16 protein-coding genes are annotated in these 18,581 nt (G+C 60.1%); 9 read left to right on the plus strand and 7 right to left on the minus strand.

Going from position 1 to position 18,581, the window contains the following annotated elements; genetic code table 11:
- The first annotated feature begins 13 nt into the window (after window positions 1-13).
- The 3 genes from N2A98_RS12110 to dctM all read left to right on the plus strand — a co-directional run bounded on the left by N2A98_RS12110 (window position 14) and on the right by dctM (window position 3,084).
- The gene (locus tag N2A98_RS12110; protein WP_047710777.1) at window positions 14-997 is read left to right on the plus strand and encodes a TRAP transporter substrate-binding protein; all 984 of its coding nucleotides are present in this window, start codon (window positions 14-16) and stop codon (window positions 995-997) included.
- Window positions 998-1,171: 174 nt separating this feature from the next.
- On the plus strand, window positions 1,172-1,804 hold the full coding sequence (locus N2A98_RS12115) for a TRAP transporter small permease (RefSeq protein ID WP_047710778.1): 633 nt from the start codon (window positions 1,172-1,174) through the stop codon (window positions 1,802-1,804).
- Window positions 1,804-3,084, plus strand: a complete 1,281-nt coding sequence (gene dctM, locus N2A98_RS12120) for a C4-dicarboxylate TRAP transporter large permease protein DctM (RefSeq protein WP_014718351.1) — start codon at window positions 1,804-1,806, stop codon at window positions 3,082-3,084. Before N2A98_RS12115 ends, dctM begins: the two co-directional genes overlap by 1 nt.
- 47 nt (window positions 3,085-3,131) lie before the next feature.
- Here dctM and N2A98_RS12125 read toward each other — a convergent pair whose 3' ends face one another.
- Window positions 3,132-4,766 (minus strand): methyl-accepting chemotaxis protein, encoded by a 1,635-nt coding sequence (locus N2A98_RS12125; RefSeq protein ID WP_047710779.1) that lies wholly within the window; start codon window positions 4,764-4,766, stop codon window positions 3,132-3,134.
- A gap of 226 nt (window positions 4,767-4,992) precedes the next feature.
- Here N2A98_RS12125 and N2A98_RS12130 point away from each other — a divergent pair, with 226 nt between their 5' ends.
- Both N2A98_RS12130 and N2A98_RS12135 read left to right on the plus strand, forming a co-directional pair.
- Window positions 4,993-5,823: an undecaprenyl-diphosphate phosphatase gene (locus tag N2A98_RS12130; protein WP_044273643.1), complete on the plus strand. Its 831-nt coding sequence runs from the start codon at window positions 4,993-4,995 to the stop codon at window positions 5,821-5,823.
- On the plus strand, window positions 5,820-6,203 hold the full coding sequence (locus N2A98_RS12135) for a DUF1294 domain-containing protein (RefSeq protein WP_003191046.1): 384 nt from the start codon (window positions 5,820-5,822) through the stop codon (window positions 6,201-6,203). Before N2A98_RS12130 ends, N2A98_RS12135 begins: the two co-directional genes overlap by 4 nt.
- Here N2A98_RS12135 and N2A98_RS12140 read toward each other — a convergent pair.
- Window positions 6,192-6,548: an MmcQ/YjbR family DNA-binding protein gene (locus N2A98_RS12140; RefSeq protein ID WP_034127343.1), complete on the minus strand. Its 357-nt coding sequence runs from the start codon at window positions 6,546-6,548 to the stop codon at window positions 6,192-6,194. The genes N2A98_RS12135 and N2A98_RS12140 overlap by 12 nt on opposite strands.
- Window positions 6,545-7,453 (minus strand): LysR substrate-binding domain-containing protein, encoded by a 909-nt coding sequence (locus tag N2A98_RS12145; protein WP_044273644.1) that lies wholly within the window; start codon window positions 7,451-7,453, stop codon window positions 6,545-6,547. The genes N2A98_RS12140 and N2A98_RS12145 overlap by 4 nt, the downstream gene beginning before the upstream one ends.
- Window positions 7,454-7,578: 125 nt before the next feature.
- On the opposite strand from N2A98_RS12145, the gene N2A98_RS12150 reads away from it, so the two are divergent.
- Both N2A98_RS12150 and N2A98_RS12155 read left to right on the plus strand, forming a co-directional pair.
- The gene (locus N2A98_RS12150; protein ID WP_003191051.1) at window positions 7,579-8,190 is read left to right on the plus strand and encodes an FMN-dependent NADH-azoreductase; all 612 of its coding nucleotides are present in this window, start codon (window positions 7,579-7,581) and stop codon (window positions 8,188-8,190) included.
- Window positions 8,191-8,381: 191 nt separating this feature from the next.
- A complete protein-coding gene (locus N2A98_RS12155; protein ID WP_275623504.1) occupies window positions 8,382-9,419 on the plus strand; it encodes a dienelactone hydrolase in 1,038 nt (345 codons plus the stop codon).
- Here the strand turns inward: N2A98_RS12155 and N2A98_RS12160 are convergent.
- The 3 genes from N2A98_RS12160 to N2A98_RS12175 all read right to left on the minus strand — a co-directional run bounded on the left by N2A98_RS12160 (window position 9,413) and on the right by N2A98_RS12175 (window position 15,016).
- Window positions 9,413-10,585, minus strand: a complete 1,173-nt coding sequence (locus N2A98_RS12160; RefSeq protein WP_275623505.1) for an MFS transporter — start codon at window positions 10,583-10,585, stop codon at window positions 9,413-9,415. The genes N2A98_RS12155 and N2A98_RS12160 overlap by 7 nt on opposite strands.
- 1,463 nt (window positions 10,586-12,048) lie before the next feature.
- Window positions 12,049-13,635, minus strand: a complete 1,587-nt coding sequence (locus tag N2A98_RS12170) for an ABC-F family ATPase (protein WP_003191057.1) — start codon at window positions 13,633-13,635, stop codon at window positions 12,049-12,051.
- 142 nt (window positions 13,636-13,777) lie between these two features.
- Window positions 13,778-15,016: an MFS transporter gene (locus N2A98_RS12175; RefSeq protein ID WP_275623506.1), complete on the minus strand. Its 1,239-nt coding sequence runs from the start codon at window positions 15,014-15,016 to the stop codon at window positions 13,778-13,780.
- A 155-nt stretch (window positions 15,017-15,171) separates the two neighbouring features.
- Between N2A98_RS12175 and N2A98_RS12180 the strand changes: the two genes are divergently transcribed.
- On the plus strand, window positions 15,172-15,984 hold the full coding sequence (locus tag N2A98_RS12180; protein ID WP_275623507.1) for a class I SAM-dependent methyltransferase: 813 nt from the start codon (window positions 15,172-15,174) through the stop codon (window positions 15,982-15,984).
- 318 nt (window positions 15,985-16,302) lie between these two features.
- Here the strand turns inward: N2A98_RS12180 and N2A98_RS12185 are convergent, their stop codons facing one another.
- Window positions 16,303-16,689 (minus strand): TIGR03067 domain-containing protein, encoded by a 387-nt coding sequence (locus N2A98_RS12185; RefSeq protein WP_069558090.1) that lies wholly within the window; start codon window positions 16,687-16,689, stop codon window positions 16,303-16,305.
- Window positions 16,690-17,029: 340 nt separating this feature from the next.
- On the opposite strand from N2A98_RS12185, the gene N2A98_RS12190 reads away from it, so the two are divergent.
- Entirely contained in the window at window positions 17,030-18,355 is a 1,326-nt protein-coding gene (locus tag N2A98_RS12190) for a Wzz/FepE/Etk N-terminal domain-containing protein (RefSeq protein WP_275623508.1), read from the plus strand.
- The last annotated feature ends 226 nt before the right edge of the window (window positions 18,356-18,581 follow it).

The raw sequence follows: 18,581 nt of genomic DNA on the forward strand, positions 1-18,581 counted from the left end.
AAAGGTGATTCCCATGCTCAAGCTTTCCCGGGCGCTGCTGTGCGCCGCCACGTTGTTTACCGCGGGCCTGGCCCAGGCGGCAGACCCGATTGTGATCAAGTTCGCCCACGTGGTTGCCGAAAACACCCCTAAAGGCCAGGGCGCCTTGCTGTTTAAAAAACTTGCTGAAGAGCGCCTGCCCGGCAAGGTCAAGGTCGAGGTGTACCCGAACTCGTCGCTGTTTGGCGATGGCAAGGAAATGGAAGCGTTGCTGCTGGGCGACGTGCAAATGCTGGCGCCCTCCCTGGCCAAATTCGAGCATTACACCAAGCAAGTGCAGATCTACGACTTGCCGTTCCTGTTCAACGATCTGGCCGCCGTCGACCGTTTCCAGGCCGCTCAGGGCAAGCAACTGCTGACCTCGATGCAGGATAAGAACATCCTCGGCCTGGCCTATTGGCACAACGGTCTCAAGCAACTGTCTGCCAACAAGGCCCTGCATGAACCCAAGGACGCCCGTGGCCTGAAGTTCCGCGTGCAGGCTTCCAGTGTGCTCGAAGAACAGTTCAAGGCGATCCGAGCCAACCCGCGCAAGATGAGTTTTGCCGAGGTTTACCAGGGCCTGCAGACCGGTACCGTGAATGGCACCGAGAACACCTGGTCGAATTATGAAAGCCAGAAGGTCAACGAAGTGCAGAAGTACTTCACCGAGTCCAACCATGGCCTGATCGACTACATGGTGATCACCAACGCAAAATTCTGGAACAGCCTGGCGCCGGATGTGCGCAGCACCCTGGAGCAGATCATGGCCGAGGTTACCGTAGAGGTGAACAAGCAGGCCGAAGCGCTGAACCAGTCGGCCAAGCAGAAGATCATCGACGCCAAGACCAGCGAAATCATCGAACTGACCCCCGCGCAACGTGCGCTGTGGCGCGAAGCCATGCGCCCGGTGTGGCAGAAGTTCGAGGGCGAGATTGGGGCTGACCTGATCAAGGCGGCGGACGCTTCCAACCAGTAATCCCAGGGCATACTGAGATCCAATGTGGGAGCGGGCTTGCTCGCGAAAGCGGTGGGTCAGTCACCAGTGTTATCAACTGACAGACTGTATTCGCGAGCAAGCCCGCTCCCACATGTCGAACCGGTTTTCACCCTGTGCCTTGCATAACCCATCCCTTTTTCGCGAGGTTTTGCCATGCAAACGCTAAGGCGCGTCTGGGAGCACCTGGAGGAAGGCTTCATTGCGTTCCTGCTGGCCGCCATGACCCTGGTGACATTCGTCTACGTCATGCTCAACAACGTCTACACCTTATTTTTTACCCTGGCTGACAAATGGGCCTGGAGCAGCCCCTTCTTCAATGCCCTGGGCGACGGCACCATGACGTTGGCCCAAGAGATGACCTGGAGCGTGGCGCTGACCAAGGCCATGTTCGGCTGGTTGATTTTCTTCGGCATTTCTTACGGCGTGCGCACCGCAGGCCACCTGGGCGTGGACGCGCTGGTGCGGCTGACTCGGCGCCCGGTGCAGCGCCTGCTCGGCATGCTCGCATGCCTGTGCTGCCTGGCCTATGCCGGGCTGTTCATGGTAGCCAGCTACAAGTGGGTGAGTGCGGTGATGACCGCGCATATCGGCGCCGAAGACCTCGACCAGTTCGGTATCGATGTCGGCGACATCGTGGTGATCGTGCCCATTGGCTTTGCCTTGGTCTTGATCCGCTACCTGGAAATTTTCTACCGCATCTTTACCCACCGCCAGGTCGGGTTGGGGTTGGCCGACGAGGCCGGTGAGGCCAGCAAGTTGGCCGGCAGCCATGAGGAGCGTCACTGATGGCCGTGCTCTGTCTGTTTCTGCTGTTGTTCGTGTTCATGTTCCTGGGCGTGCCGATTGCGATTGCCCTGGGGCTGTCCGGTGCGGTGTCGATCCTGATGTTCAGCCAGGACTCGGTGAGTTCCCTGGCGATCAAGCTGTTTGAAACCAGCGACGCCTACACCTTCCTGGCGATTCCGTTTTTCCTGTTGTCCGGTGCCTTCATGACCACCGGCGGCGTGGCCCAGCGGCTGATCGACTTTGCCAACGCCTGTGTCGGGCATATCCGCGGTGGCCTGGCGATTGCGGCGGTGCTGGCGTGCATGCTGTTTGCGGCGCTGTCCGGCTCATCACCGGCCACGGTGGCAGCAGTGGGCTCGATTGCCGTGGCAGGCATGGTGCGTTCCGGTTACCCGAAGGAGTTTGGGGCGGGCATCATCTGCAATGCCGGGACCTTGGGCATTCTGATTCCGCCGTCGATTGTGATGGTGGTGTATTCGGCGGCGACCGAAACCTCAGTAGGCAAATTGTTCATGGCCGGGGTGATTCCGGGTTTGCTGCTGGGCCTGATGTTGATGGTCGCGATCTACATCGTCGCCCGCATCAAGAAGCTGCCGGCGCAACCCCGGGCGACGTTCCGTGAGTGGCTGAGTTGCGCACGCCGGGCATTCTGGGGCCTGTTGCTGCTGGTGATCATCCTTGGGGGCATTTACAGCGGCATGTTCACCCCGACCGAAGCGGCGGCGGTGGCGGCGGTGTATTCGGCGTTTGTCGCGCTGTTCGTCTACAAGGACATGAAGCTGCGCGACTGCCCCAAAGTGCTGCTGGAGTCCGGGCGATTGTCGATCATGCTGATGTTCATCATCGCCAACGCCATGCTGTTTGCCCACGTGCTGACCACCGAGCAGATCCCCCAGCAAATTACCGCCTGGGTGATCTCCGAAGGGCTGACGCCGATTGGCTTTTTGATCATGGTCAACGTGGTGTTGCTGATTGCCGGCAGCTTTATGGAGCCTTCGGCCATTGTGCTGATCCTGGCGCCGATCTTTTTCCCGATTGCGATGAAGCTGGGCATTGATCCGATTCACCTGGGCATCGTGATGGTGGTGAACATGGAAATCGGCCTGGTGCATCCACCGGTGGGGCTGAACCTGTTCGTGACTTCGGCGGTGACGGGGCTGACCCTGGGGCAGACCATCCGCGCGGCGATGCCGTGGCTGATGATTCTGTTGGTGTTCCTGATCATGGTCACCTACCTGCCGTTCATTTCCCTCGCACTGCCGCAGTGGCTGGGGATGTGAGGCCGCTGGACGGTGGGAGAGGGCAGCTCTCCCACCGTTGAGGGGCGTCAGACCTTGAACTGACGCAAAAGCCCATCCAGCTGTTCACTCAAGCCACGCAACTGTGCACTCGCCACGCTGGACTGCTCGGCCGCCAGCGCGGTGCTGTGGGACAACCCGGCCGCTTGGGTGACGTTCTGGTTGATGTCTTCCACCACGTGGGCCTGTTGCAGGGTGGCGCTGGCTATCGAGGCGTTCAGGCCGTTGAGGTTGTGCAGCGCCTGGCCGATGGCGGTGAGGCTCGCGCCCGCCTGGCCGGCTTGTTCGATGGTCAGTTGCGAGGCGCTGTGGCTGTCGCTGATCACCTTGACCGCTGCTTCCGAGTGGCCTTGCAGGCGCTCGATCATCACCTGGATCTCGGCGGTGGATTTCTGCGTGCGCTGGGCCAGCAGGCGCACCTCATCGGCGACCACCGCAAACCCACGGCCTTGCTCCCCGGCGCGGGCGGCTTCGATGGCGGCATTGAGGGCGAGCAGGTTGGTCTGGTCGGCGATGGAGCGGATCACTTCCAGTACGCCGCCGATCTGCGTGCTTTCGCTGGAGAGCGTGCGGATCACCTCAACAGCCTGGCTGATAGTGGTGGAGAGCTGGTCGATCTGCTGCAAGCTGCCGTCGATATTGACCTGGCCCTGTTGTGCCTGGGCCTGGGCATCGCGCATTTCGCTGGCAGCGTGCTCGGCATTCTTGGCCACGTCCTGCACGCCGTAGGTGACTTCGTTGATGGCGGTGGCCACCAGTTCCATCTGCTGCGATTGCTGCTGGCTGCGGTCATGGGCCTGGCTGGCGTTGTGGCCCAGCTCGGTGGACGACTGGCCCAGGGCGTTCGCGCACACCTGCAACTGGCCGACCACCTGGCGCAGCTTGGCGGTGAAGCTATTGAAGTGCTGGGCCAGTTGCGTCAACTCGTCACGGCCGTGGGTGTCGAGGCTGTGGGTCAGGTCGCTTTCGCCGCTGGCGATATTGCCCATGGCATTCACCGCCGCCTGCAACGGCTGCACGATGCTGCGGGCAATCAGCACCACCAGCAGGGCCATCATCAGCGCAATACCCAGGCCAATAGCCGAGGCTTTCCACACCTGGCCCCTGAATTCGGCCTGCACATCGTCCACGTAGACGCCGGAGCCGATGATCCAGCCCCAGGGTTCGAACAGTTGGATGTACGAGGTTTTCTCCACCGGCGCTTCGGCGCCGGGCTTTGGCCAGCGGTAGTTGACGATGCCGGCGCCCTTGGCCTTGGCCAGGCTCACGAATTCGTTGAACACGGCGAAACCGTCCGGGTCGCGAATCGCCGAGAGGTTCTGGCCGTCGAGCTTGGGGTTGGCCGCGTGCATGATCATCACGGGGGTGAGGTCGTTGATCCAGAAGTAATCATCGTGGTCATAACGCAGGCCGCGCACCGCGCTCAAGGCCTGTTGTTGCGCGGCGTCGCGGGTCAGCACGCCGGTTTTTTCCAGGTTCTGGTAATAGCTGAGTACGCCACTGGCGGTCTGTACCACGTGCTGGGTCTGCTGGCGCTTGGCTTGGTAGAGGTCGCCGTGGATCTGGTTGAGCATCAACAGCCCCAAGGCCAGCAGCATCAACACGGCGACTATCAGGATCAGCCAAAGGCGGCGGCTGATCGACATGCTGCGCAAACTGTTCATCGTCCTGTCACTCCCTGCTCTTTATAATTGTGGTGCTGCTTCGAGATTTCCGGCGTGTCTGATAGGCTTTCGGCCCGGAATCGAAAAACCTGAGTACTGCCTGATTTTTCACGGAATTTTTGCAGACCGGCGTTGAGAATCAACCGCGGGCGCTTGTGTGCGCTCGTCGTCAGTGAACTTAAAAAAGACTAAGAGGCATGCCCCGTGCATGACCTTTGGAGACAGCATGGATTTTTGGACCGCCATACAGGCATTGATTCTCGGCATCGTAGAGGGGCTTACGGAGTTCTTGCCGATCTCCAGCACCGGCCACCAGATCATCGTCGCCGACCTGATCAATTTTGGCGGCGAGCGTTTCGAAGCCTTCAACATCATCATCCAGCTGGGCGCGATCCTGGCGGTGGTCTGGGAGTTTCGACGCAAGATCTTTGACGTGGTTATCGGCCTGCCGACCCAGCCCAAAGCCCGGCGCTTTACCGTCAACCTGATCATCGCCGTATTGCCGGCAGTGGTACTGGGGGTGATCTTCGCCGACCTGATCAAGCATTACCTGTTCAACCCGATCACCGTGGCCACGGCGCTGGTGGTGGGCGGCGTGATCATGTTGTGGGCTGAACGGCGCCAACATGCAGTGCGGGCTGAGACCGTCGATGACATCACCTGGAAAGACGCCCTGAAGGTCGGCCTGGCCCAGTGCCTGGCCATGATCCCCGGCACTTCGCGCTCTGGTGCGACGATCATTGGCGGGCTGTTGTTCGGCCTGTCGCGCAAGACCGCCACCGAGTTCTCGTTCTTTCTGGCGATGCCGACCATGGTCGGTGCGGCGGTGTACTCGGGCTATAAATACCGTGACCTGTTCCAGCCCGCGGACCTGCCGGTGTTCGCCATTGGCTTTGTCACCTCGTTCATCTTCGCGATGATCGCGGTCAAGGCCCTGCTCAAGTTCATCGCCAGCCACAGCTACGCGGCGTTTGCCTGGTACCGGATTGCCTTTGGTCTGGTGATCCTGGCGACCTGGCAGTTCGGCTGGATCGACTGGACTGCGGTCAAGCCATGAGCATCCAGCATCCACGCCTGAAGGCGCTGCTCTTTGTGCTGCTGTGTGCCGCGCCGCTGCTGGGCTCGGCGTTGCTGTGGTATCGCGGTGAAACGGTCATCCCGTTGATGGCCTACGGCGTGGTCAGCGTGGTGGCGTTCTTCCTGTACTGGAGCGACAAGCGCAAGGCCCAGACTGAAGGCTGGCGCACCCCGGAAAACATCCTGCATGCGGTGGAGCTGGCCGGCGGTTGGCCGGGGGCGTTGATCGCCCAGCAGGTGTTCCGGCACAAGACGCGCAAGGTGTCTTACCAGGTGTTGTTCTGGGTGATTGTGCTGTTGCACCAGGTGTTCTGGCTGGACCAGTTGTTCTTGGGCGGCACCTTGCTGTCAATCCTCTAGCCGCAAGCCAATCTGCGTGCGCTTGGGCAGCTTGCTCACCACCAACTGGTGGGAGCGCTGCAACAAGCCACGCAGTTCCTCTGCGCCCAAAGGGTAGGGCGTGTTCATGATGACCCACTGCGCCCTCGCCAGGTAAGGCGCCGGGTGAATGCCCGGCCGGTCGACGTGGCCCAGGAACAGCTCCTTGTCGACCTTGAAGGCCAGCGACTCACCGCGCAGGTTCTGCAAGGCGAACATCTTGTTGCCAGCAATTGAGAACACCCGCACGCCGCCCCATTTATAGTCTTCCCGTGCGCCTGGCAGGCTCAGGCAGAAACGCGCGACTTGTTCTTCTGTCATGCTCATAACAGCCGATCTCCACAGCCTTTGAAGCCTTCTTCCAGATAGTCGATCCAGGCCCGGATAGCCGGCAGCACACCGCGCCGGTGCGGGTACACCGCCTGCAGCCAGCCGCCCGGCAATGACCATTGCGGCAGCAGTTGCACCAGGCGGCCGCTGGCCAGTTCTTCTTCGCAGTACATCATCGGCAGTATCGTAAAGCCCACACCCATGATGGCGCTGGCCTTGCGCACGATAAAGTCTTCGATGCCCAGGCGCGCTTCCATCACCAGCTCATGGGTATTGCCCTGGGGGTCGATGATGCGTTGATGCACCATTCGGTCGGCCTCAAGTGCGCCGAGTATGGGCAATTGCTTGAGGTCTTCCAGGGTTTCGACCTGCCGATCACGCATGAACGCGGGGCTGGCCACCAGCACGGTGTGCGCCCGGCGCAGGCGTTTGGTCACCAGCAAGGGGTCCTCATCGCCGTGTTCGCGCACGCGCAGTGCCACATCAATGCCCTCGGCTACCAGGTCGACGCGGCGGTTCACCAGGGTCATGTCCAACTGCACCAACGGGTGGGCGGCCAGAAAACCTGCCACCAACTCCGGCAGGATGTGTTGGGCCAGGCCCACCGGGCAACTGACCCGCAGCCGCCCACGCGGCTCGCTGGACATACTGGCCACGGCCTCGTCGGCCATTTCCGCTTCCAGCAGCATGGCCTGGCAGTGGCGCAAATAGCGCTCACCCACGGCGGTGAGGGTCAGTTGCCGGGTGGTGCGTTGCAGCAGGCGTGCACCCAGGCGGTCTTCCAGCTCGGCAATGCGCCGTGACAGCCTGGATTTTGGAATCCCGAGCAGCCGGCCAGCCGCAGCAAAACCGCCGGCTTCGACGACTTTGGCGAAATAGTAGAGGTCGTTGAGGTCTTGCATGGTGGGCCTATTGTCCTGTCAGTGGGACAAACTATCGCATTTCAGATGGCTTATCGACCATTGGTTTCATGCGTAGCATCACCACCATCTGATCGCCACTGTCGATCCCACCTCGGAGATCCATCATGAAACTGTTGCACATCGATTCCAGCATCCTCGGCGACAACTCGGCCTCCCGTCAGCTCAGCGCGGGTGTGGTCAAGGCATGGCAGGCCGCCCAGCCGGGCGTGGAAGTGACTTACCGTGACCTCGCCAGCGAAGGCATCAACCATTTTTCCGGCGCGACCCTGGGCGCCTTGGGCACTGCTGCCGAACTGCGCGATGCGGCGCAAAAGCACGAGGCTGAACTGAGTGCGTCGTCGCTGGCTGAATTCCTCGCCGCCGATGCCGTGGTAGTCGGTGCGCCGATGTACAACTTCACCATCCCCACCCAGTTGAAAGCCTGGATCGACCGCATCGCGGTAGCCGGCCAGACCTTCCGCTACACCGAAGCCGGCCCTGAAGGCCTGTGCGGCAACAAGAAGGTCATTATTGTCTCCACCGCCGGTGGCCTGCATGCCGACCAGGCCTCGGGCGCTGCTCACGAAGGCTACTTGAAGCTGCTGTTCGGTTTCCTCGGCATCACCGACATCGAGATCGTCCGCGCCGAAGGCCTGGCCTACGGTGATGAAGTGCGCAGCAAAGCCATGAGCGACGCCAACGTGCGCATCAACGAGCAACTGTTCGCCGCTGCGTAAGGCTTATGTAAATTTGCTCTTTCCTCGGTTTCAATCTGAAACCGAGCGCCTAAACTCTGTATTCTGATCGCCTGAGCGCGAGCGGAGTACGGAGTTTTTTCGTTGTGGCCCAGGTTATGCAGACATCCATTCGATACCCTGGACTTTTTATTCGACAGGCCGGTTCTTGTGCAGCAAAGGTGGACATCCCCATGATGCGTCTTTGTGCTGTTTTGGTTCTTTCCCTGATTGGCGGCCTGGTTTCAGTGCACGCCGCGCCGGCACCGCACCCCCATTGGAGCGTGGGGTTTCATCGCATGAGTTTTCTCGACCCGCTGGATGCGCAGCCGATGAAAGCCATCGCGTTCTACCCCTCTACCGATGCCGAGCGCTCCACTGCGCTGGGCGCCTACCATGTGGCGGCCGGCGAAGATGCCAAGGTGGCGATCGGGCGATTCCCGATGCTGATGTTGTCCCACGGCAATACTGGCACGCCGCTGGCCCTGCATGACCTGGCCACCGCCTTGGCACGCAAGGGTTTTGTGGTGGTGGCGGTGCTGCATCCCGGGGACAACTACAAGGACCACAGCCGCCTGGGCACTGTGAGCAATTTATATGGTCGGCCGATCCAGATATCCCAGGCGATCACCGCCGCGTTGGCCGAGCCGATGCTGTCGCCCTTTGTGGATATCGATCAGATCGGCGTCATCGGTTATTCCGCCGGTGGCGAGACGGCATTGATCCTGGCCGGCGCCAAGCCTGATTTCGAACGTCTGCGCCGCTACTGCCAAGAGCGCCCCGAAGACCGCGACGCGTGCACCACCAAGGGCGAGCTGGTGGTCGACCGCGACGATTTGCAACCCCAGGCCGATCCGCGCATCCATGCCTTGATGCTGATGGCGCCGCTGAGCTTGATGTTTGGCCGCCATACCCTGGCGGACGTGCATGTGCCGGTGCTGCTCTACAGTGGCGATGGCGACCAGTTGGTGGCCGTGGACAAGAACGCCGCCGCCCTGGCGCGCAAGTTGCCGCAGCCCCCGGATTTCAAACTGTTGGCCGGGGCCGGGCACTTCGTGTTCATGGCCCCGTGTGACAGTGATCAATTGGCGAGCATGCCGGCCATTTGCACGGATGCCGATGGCGTCGATCGCGAAGGCATTCACCGCGACCTGGTCTCCGAGGCCGGGCGTTTTTTCAGCCATACCCTGGGCGAGGCCACCCGCGCCGGCTTGCAGACCGCTGATCAGTAGGCGCGACGCCTGAGCAATACGGTCAGGCCGAGCGCGCTGACCGACAGCAAGGCCGCGCAGAAGAAGATCCAGCCATAGCCGAGGTTCAGCGCCACGGCGCCCATCAACGGCCCGGCAATCGCCAGGGCCAGGTCGAAAAACACCGCATAGGCACTCAGCCCCGCGCCGCGGCTGCTGTCCGGCACTTGCTTGATGGCTTCCACGCCGAGCGCCGGGTACACCAGTGACAAGCCAAAGCCGGTCAACCCGGCCCCGATCAAGGCCACGCTGGTAGACGGCGCCAGCCACAACAGCGTCAGGCCCAGGGTTTCGATCAGCATGCAGGCGATGGCGGCGGTAAACCCGCCAAACCGGCTGATGGCGGAAATGAACACCAGGCGCGAGAGAATAAAACACCCGCCAAATACCGTCAGGCAATACGCCGCGCCGGTCCAGCCACGATTGAGGTAATACAGGGTGATGAAGGTCGTCAGCGTGCCGTAGCCAATCGAGGCCAGGCACAGGCTGGCGCCGAACGGCGCGATACGCCCGAACACCGCCCAGAACGGCAGCCGCTCGCCACGCACCACTGGCACCGACGGTTTATTGCGGATCAGCACCAGGCCCAACGCCGCCAGCACCGCGAGGGCAATACCCAGGCTGGTGTAGCCGTACTCAGCCACCATCACCACGCCTAACGGCGCACCAATGGCAATGGCGCCATAGGAGGCGATGCCATTCCAGGAGATCGAGCGAGCGGTGTGCTCAGCGCCCACGGCGCCCATGCACCAACTGATAGTCCCCACGCCAATCAGGCCTTGGGCGACGCCGAGCAACAGGCGACCGGCGATCAGAATACCCAGGCTCACGCTCGGCAGGCTTTCGAGCAGGGTGGCGATAAAGGTCAGTACACCGCTAATCAGAATGCCGGCCAGGCCCAGCACGATCGCACGTTTGGTGCCGACGTTATCCGACATGCGCCCAGCCATCGGACGGCTGAGCAGCGTGGCCAGGTATTGCGAGCCGATGGTCACCCCGGCAATCACGGCGCTGAAGCCCAATTGCTCGTGCACATAGCCTGGAATCACCGCGATCGGCAGGCCGATGCAGATAAAGGCAATGAAGGTGTAGAAGACGATGGAAACGATCTGCAGGGTGATCGACAGGGAGGAGGGGGCGGCAGGCATGAATACTCAATCGCTGGCGGGCGGTAAAGCATCATGGCATATCCCGCCTCCCTGTAGGAGCGAGGGACGCCTACCGTAGATCCCTGTGGGAGCGGGCTTGCCCGCTAAGGCGGTGTGTCAGCCACTGAATCCATAGCTGAACCACCGCTTTCGCAGGCAAGCCAGCTCCCACATGGGTTATGCATGGCCCACAAAATCAGCGTCTGGCACAGTTTCCTGTGGGAGCGGGCTTGCTCGCGAAGGCGGCGTGTCAATCAGTGAATCTATAACTGAACCACCGCTTTCGCGAGCAAGCCAGCTCCCACATGGGTTATGCATGGCCCACAAAATCAGCGTCTGGCGCAGATCCCCTGTGGGAGCGGGCTTGCTCGCGAAGGCGGCGTGTCAGTCAGTGAATCTATAACTGAACCACCGCTTTCGCAGGCAAGCCAGCTCCCACACTGGTTATGCATGGCCCACAAAATCAGCGTCTGGCGCAGATCCCCTGTGGGAGCGGGCTTGCTCGCGAAGGCGGCGTGTCAGTCAGTGAATCTATAACTGAACCACCGCTTTCGCAGGCAAGCCAGCTCCCACATGGGTTATGCATGGCCCACAAAATCAGCGTCTGGCGCAGATCCCCTGTGGGAGCGGGCTTGCTCGCGAAGGCGGCGTGTCAGTCAGTGAATCTATAACTGAACCACCGCTTTCGCGAGCAAGCCCGCTCCCACATTGGTTATGTATTGCCCACAGAGTCAGAGCCCGGCGCAGATCCCCTGTGGGAGCGGGCTTGCCCGCGAAGGCGGTGTGTCAGTCAGTGAATCTATAACTGAACCACCGCTTTCGCAGGCAAGCCGGCTCCCACATGGGTTATGCATGGCCCACAAAATCAGCGCCTGGCGCAGATCCCCTGTGGGAGCGGGCTTGCTCGCGAAGGCGGCGTGTCAATCAGTGAATCTATAACTGAACCACCGCTTTCGCGAGCAAGCCCGCTCCCACATTGGTTATGTATTGCCCACAGAGTCAGAGCCCGGCGCAGATCCCCTGTGGGAGCGGGCTTGCCCGCGAAGGCGGCGTGTCAGTCAGTGAATCTATAACTGAACCACCGCTTTCGCAGGCAAGCCAGCTCCCACATGGGTTATGCATGGCCCACAAAATCAGCGCCTGGCACAGTTTCCTGTGGGAGCGGGCTTGCTCGCGAAGGCGGTGTGTCAGTCAGTGAGTCTATGGCTGAACCACCGCTTTCGCAGGCAAGCCAGCTCCCACATTAGTTATGTATTGCCCACAGAATCAGAGCCCGGCGCAGATCCCCTGTGGGAGCGGGCTTGCCCGCGAAGGCGGTCTGCGCTGTCGCAGGCAAGCCAGCTCCCACACTGGTTATGCATGGCCCACAGAATCAGAGCCCGGCACAGTGCGGATGCAAAAAAGCCCTGTCACAGGGACAGGGCTTTTTGTTGCAGCTTGCAACTTGCAGCTAAGTGCTGTTTTTAGAACACCACACCCTGGCTGCGCAGGTAGTCGTCATAGGTGCCGCTGAAGTCGATCACGCCGCTTGGGCTCAACTCGATAATGCGAGTGGCCAGGGACGATACGAACTCACGGTCGTGGCTGACGAAGATCAGCGTGCCCGGATAGTTCTCCAGCGCCAGGTTCAATGCTTCGATGGATTCCATGTCCAAGTGGTTGGTCGGCTCGTCCATGATCAGCACGTTGGGCTTTTGCAGGATCAGCTTGCCGAACAGCATGCGACCTTGTTCACCACCGGAGATCACTTTGACCGACTTCTGGATCTCGTCGTTGGAGAACAACATACGGCCCAGCGTGCCACGGATCATTTGTTCGCCCTGAGTCCACTGGCCCATCCAGTCGAACAGGCTCACGTCGTCTTCGAAGTCGTGGGCGTGGTCCTGGGCGTAGTAGCCCAACTCCGCGGCGTCGGTCCACTTGATGCTGCCGGCATCCGGAGTCAGTTCATTGACCAGGGTGCGCAGCAGGGTGGTCTTGCCGATACCGTTCGGGCCGATGATCGCCACGCGCTCGCCGGCTTCAACCTGGAAGCTGAAGTCTTTGAACAGCGGCTTGCCGTCAAAACCCTTGGCCATTTTTTCGACCATGACCGCCTGGCGGTGCAGCTTTTTGTTCTGCTCGAAACGGATGAACGGGCTCACACGGCTCGACGGCTTGACTTCGGCCAGCTGGATCTTGTCGATCGCCTTGGCACGGGACGTGGCCTGCTTGGCTTTCGAGGCGTTGGCCGAGAAGCGGCTGACGAAGGATTGCAGTTCGGAGATCTGCGCTTTCTTCTTGGCGTTGTCCGACAGCAATTGCTCGCGGGACTGGGTCGCCACGGTCATGTACTCGTCGTAGTTGCCCGGGAACAGGCGCAGCTCGCCGTAGTCCAGGTCAGCCATGTGGGTGCACACGCTGTTCAGGAAGTGACGGTCGTGAGAGATGATGATCATCAGGCTGGAGCGCTGGGTCAGGATGTTTTCCAGCCAGCGGATGGTGTTGATGTCCAAGTGGTTGGTCGGTTCGTCGAGCAACAGCACTTCCGGGTCGGAGAACAGCGCCTGGGCCAGCAATACGCGCAGCTTCCAGCCTGGGGACACTTCACTCATCGGGCCGAAATGCTGTTCCAGGGGAATACCCAGGCCCAGCAGCAGTTCACCGGCGCGGGATTCGGCGGTGTAGCCGTCCATCTCGGCGAACTCGGTTTCCAGCTCGGCCACGGCCATGCCGTCTTCTTCGCTCATTTCCGGCAGCGAGTAGATGCGGTCGCGCTCGGCCTTGACCTTCCACAGCTCCTCGTGGCCCATGATCACGGTGTCGAGCACGGTGAATTCTTCGTAGGCGAACTGGTCCTGGCGCAGTTTACCCAGGCGCACATTCGGCTCGAGCATGACCTGGCCGCCGGACGGGTCGAGGTCGCCACCGAGGATTTTCATGAAGGTCGACTTGCCGCAACCGTTGGCACCGATCAAACCATAGCGGTTGCCGGCGCCGAACTTGACCGAGACGTTCTCGAAGAGCGGCTTGGCGCCGAACTGCATGGTGATGTTAGCTGTGGAGATCAATTACTTTACCTATCAATGGGTTGCGAGCGTGACGGCAGGTGCCTTCAGGCATGCGTCAACAGCGACATCAAGGCGCGAAACCCGGTCGCTGAACACAAAATTTTGGATGTGTGTTGGAATTTGGCGCGCATTGTCGCATATGTCAGGCGACAGTTGTATGGCGAGCGAAGGATGGTTTTGCCAAGGTCTCCGGCATGGCCAGCCACAACAGCATCAAGGCAGCGGCTGCAACCGCTGCCAACGTCAGGAAGGCCGCGTTGTAACCAGCCTGCTGCACCACGAAACCGGCCAGGCTGCTACTGAGCGCCGCGCCGAGGCCAAATACGGTGGAGAGGGCGCCCAGGCTGACGTTGAAGCGCCCGGTGCCTTGGGTCAGGTCTTTGACAATCACCGGGAACAGGGCGCCGAAAATGCCGGCGCCGATACCGTCGAGCATCTGCACGGCCACCAGCCAGTAGGGGTCGCTGGACAGGGTATAGAGCACGCCACGCAGCGGCAGTATCAGGAAACCTACAAGCAACAGCGGCTTGCGCCCCCAGATATCGGCTTTGAGCCCGACCAGCCAGGCCATCGGCACCATCACCAATTGGGCGGCGACGATGCAGGCTGAAGTCAGCGGGGTTGCCATCTGCAGATTGATCTGCGCCAGTTTCTGGCTGACCAGCGGCAGCATTGCGGCGTTGGCCAGGTGAAACAGTGCGCAGCAGATGGCGAACAGGAGCAGTGGTTGGTTGGCCAGCAACGCTTTCAGGCCCGAGGGCTGTTCATGGTCGGTGTGATGGGCCGGATCGAAACCACGGGCGACCTCATGGTCAATCGCCTTGGCCGGCACGCAACTGACCGCAATGACACTGGCGACCGCCATAAAGGCCATCAGGTAGAACACCACCACCGGCCCGAACAGGTACGCCAACCCGCCGGCCAGCAACGCGGCCACGGCATTGCCAGCGTGGTTGAAGGTCTCGTTGCGCCCGGTACGCCGGGTGAAGGCGCGCGGCCCGGTGATCCCCAGCGAAATGGCGGAAATTGCCGGGGCAAAGACAGAGGCGGCTACGGCGCTGGCAGCCTGGGTCACCGCCACCCAGCCAAATGAGCTGACGAAGGGCAGCATCAAGCAACTGCCCGTCACCAGCAGCGCGGCAATGGCAACCACCGCGCGTTTGCTGCGAGTGCGGTCGATCAGCGCACCTGCGGGGCCTTGGGTCAGTAAGGCGGCGATGCCTGCCAGGGTCATGACCACGCCAATGCTGGCCGGCTCCCATTGATGCACGGCCAGCAGATAGATTGCCAGGTACGGTCCGAGACCGTCGCGCACATCGGCGAGAAAGAAGTTCAGGCTGTCCAGGGATAAAGCGATGCGCAGGTCTGAATGACGGGCCACGGTGCTGACCTTCAAGAGCCGCGTTCAGGGGCTGAACGCGCGTTGGGTTAGTGACCTGTGGGCTGGGTGATAAGTTTCGCGGTCGGGGAGGCTTTCCTCCTGCGTGCATTTAACTTACTTTCCAAAGCCCACTGTAATGAGTTTCTGGAGAAGCAATGGACATGCCCTCAGCGCAAGAGGCGATCGCCAGCAACAAAAATGCCTGGGATGAATCTGCCGGGTTGCACAAAGATACTCCGACCTGGACGGCACTGCTGGCCTCCGTCGCCGCGCCTGATTTTTCCTGCCTTGACCCGACCATCACCACCTTGCTGCAAGAGGTGGGTGTAATGGGCAAGGATGTGGTGCAGTTGTGCTGCAACAACGGGCGCGAAAGCCTATCGCTGTATGGCTTGGGCGCGCGTTCGGTGGTGGGGGTCGATCAATCCCGGGCGTTTCTTGAACAGGCGCGAGAATTGGCCGAGGTCTCGCCGCATAGCCCTGAGTTCATTGAGACCGATATCCACCATTTGCCCGAGCGTTTGCAGGCACGCTTCGATATTGCCCTGGTGACCATTGGCGTGCTGGGTTGGATGCCGGATGTGGCGCTGTTCATGCGCCAGGTTGCCAGTGTGCTGAAGCCCGGCGGCACGCTGGTCATGTACGAAACCCATCCCTTTCTCGAGGTGTTTGACCCCTGTGGGGCCAACCCGATGCAGCCTGCCAGTTCTTACTTTCAGGGCGAGCCCTTTGTACTGCAGGAGGCAATTGTCTATGAAGGGAAGGATGAACGGCCCGGGCCCACCTCCTATTGGTACGTACATACCCTGGGCAGCGTGGTCAGCGGGGCTATCGCAGCGCAGTTGCAGATCGCCCATTTGCAGGAATACCCGCATTGCAACCGGGAAGAACTTTACGAACAGTATGAGCATCAGGTCGCGCAAATGCCCCTGTGTTTTACCCTGACAGCGACCAAGCGTGATGGCTGATCAAGGTTTGCGCAGGCAAAAAAAGGCCCGCGAGGAGAGGGCGGGCCAAGGGATTCACTGGAGTAGGTAGGCTTCACCCTATAGGTCGAAAAGTGAAGGCCTTGTGAAAATGCCGTGATCAAATCGGATAATCACGTCTTATGTGTCCACCTGTGGCGAGGGAGCTTGCTCCCGTAACGGCCTGCCAGCCACCGCCTATCTGCCTGACGCCCCGCGTTCCAACCTGTGGGAGCTGGCTTGCCTGCGATAGCGGTGTATCAGTGACAGATTAGTTGACTGACCCACCGCTATCGCAGGCAAGCCAGCTCCCACATTTGATCAAGAGCGCCGTACGAAGGTGCGCATGGTTTGCCCAGGGCCGGTGCTGAACACAGTGGGCCTGGGCATGCCTTCATCCGCTGCGATAAATACGAAATCATCGCCGTCGAGCCGGTAACTGGCGGGGAGCTGCTTGCCTGCGTCATCACCTATGTCGTCCGTCCAGGTAATGCTTTTGGGCGTGGTACGGGCGTCCAGCTCGAACCGACCCGCCAATAATAGTTCGCCACTGACCGTGGTCACTTCGAAGCGATCCCCTGCAATTGTCGTGATAGCGCCTGGCGCGCTGTGGGCATCCACCGGGTTGAGCACGCCATTGTCTTCAAGGGCTGTTTGTTCCCAAGTGCCTTGCAGTGCGTGAAAGTCCGAAGCGGAAAGGGGTGACATGCAAACTCCTTATTGCTGTTCAAAAAAATGTTCAATTGTAGTGAGGCTGACACTGTTCCACCTGTAGGCGAAATTTTTTTCTTTATAAGACAGGTATTTGACAGCTTTTTCATGTTGTATTGACTACGCTTGCAACCAGATCAGTCTGACATGGCTGTGTCATTTGGCTTACTCACCGAAATGAAACCGAAATAATCCCTAAGTTTGTGGGATATTTCAGGGGACTGAGTGGTCACATCGCCATTGGTCTGCCGTATCCAGGGCGTTGTCCCTGATTTTTGAAGTCTTTTAGATTTCTGAGAATGATGGCCTTTTAGTATTATTTTAAGGTGTTCTTATTTTGAATCGTACTTCCCCGCTTCCACCTTCCGCAGCGTCTGATGAAATTGATTTGTTTGAATTGTTTCACGCCATCTGGCGACAAAAAAAGCTGGTGGTCGGGTGTACGCTTCTGGCCGGGGTATTAGGCGCAGGTTATGCCTTCCTGGCACCCAAGACCTATGAAGTCAGCAGTGTGTTGCGGCCTGCTGCAATCAACGAGCTAGACGCCTTGAACCGTTCGGAAGTGTATAAGTTGCCGCCTGCCGATGCGTTGCTCAAAGTGGGCGCACAGCTGGACTCTTATGATGCGCGCCTGGGGTTCTTCAAGGACCATGAGGAGTTGTTCAAGGCGTTCAAGAAACCGGGGCAAACCCTTGAGCAGAGCTTTGAGGCGTTCAACCGCAATTCGGTCAATCTGATTTTGCCCGATCCGAAGAAATCCGATTCGTTGAGCAGCTATATTCGTCTGGAGCTGCAATACCCGACCGACGTCGACGGTGTTGCGATTCTCAACGGTTTTGTGGACTACGCCATTGCCGCCGAGCGTCAGCAGGTGGGTGCTGACCTGAAGGTGATCGTCAATAACCGCTTGAGCGAGCTCAAGGGCAAGATCGACGCCGCCCGCGCCAACTACGATACCGATAAAGAATCGAAAATCGCCAAGCTGCTGGAAGCCGACCGGCTCAAGCGTGCCCAACTGCAGGATGAGCTCAGCGCTTTGCGCTTGCAGATGAAGATGGAACGCACCAATCGCCTGGCCGAGTTGGCCGAAGCCATCAGCATTGCCAAGTCCATGGGCATCCGTACACCGACAACGCCGTCCTCTATGGCCGACTCCACCCGCACGGGTTCGAGCCAGGTCATGCGTACCGAGGTGAACAACCAGAAGATCCCGCTGTATTTCATGGGGACCGAGGCGTTGGAAGCCGAGCGCGCTGCATTGCAGCAGCGTACCAGCGATGACTTTACCAACCCGCGCATTGCCGAGATCGGCAAAGAGCTGCAACTGCTGGAAAGCAACCGCGAGGTTGAGGTACTGCGCAAGCGTGGCAATGAAGACATCTTCTTGCAGGACGTCGAGCCGCTTCGCGCTGAAGTCGCCAGGTTGCGTGGTTTGAACATCGACATGAGCAACCTCAAGCTGGTGACGATTGACCGTCGAGCCCAGGAGCCTCTGTCGCCGATCAAGCCGAAGAAGCCGCTGGTCATCGCGTTGAGCCTCGTCGGCGGCCTGTTGCTGGGCCTGATGATTGCGCTGATCCGCTACTTCGTTCGCAGCCGCACTCAGGCCGTACCCTATACGGCATTAGGCGATCGCCGCGAGGGTAAAGATTCGCCGCTGTAACCCTGCAAACGCCCTCAAACAGGCAGGCTCAAGGGCCTGCCTGCTCCTACCCCCAGCACACTCAGTAGACAGCTTTTCACAATTCTTAGTTAACCTTTGGTTACAAAGTGTGGCTAAATAACTGCCAATGGTTGCACGCAGGCGGTTATCCCGCCGGCCGTGTCGCCTGTATGTGAATTGTGATTTCAGGTGCTGCTTATCCATCCTCGGCCGTTGTGGGCCCGCA

Origin of the sequence: Pseudomonas sp. FJ2-5-13 (assembly GCF_029201605.1) — a bacterium.
Taxonomy (GTDB): Bacteria; Pseudomonadota; Gammaproteobacteria; order Pseudomonadales; family Pseudomonadaceae; genus Aquipseudomonas; species Aquipseudomonas lactis.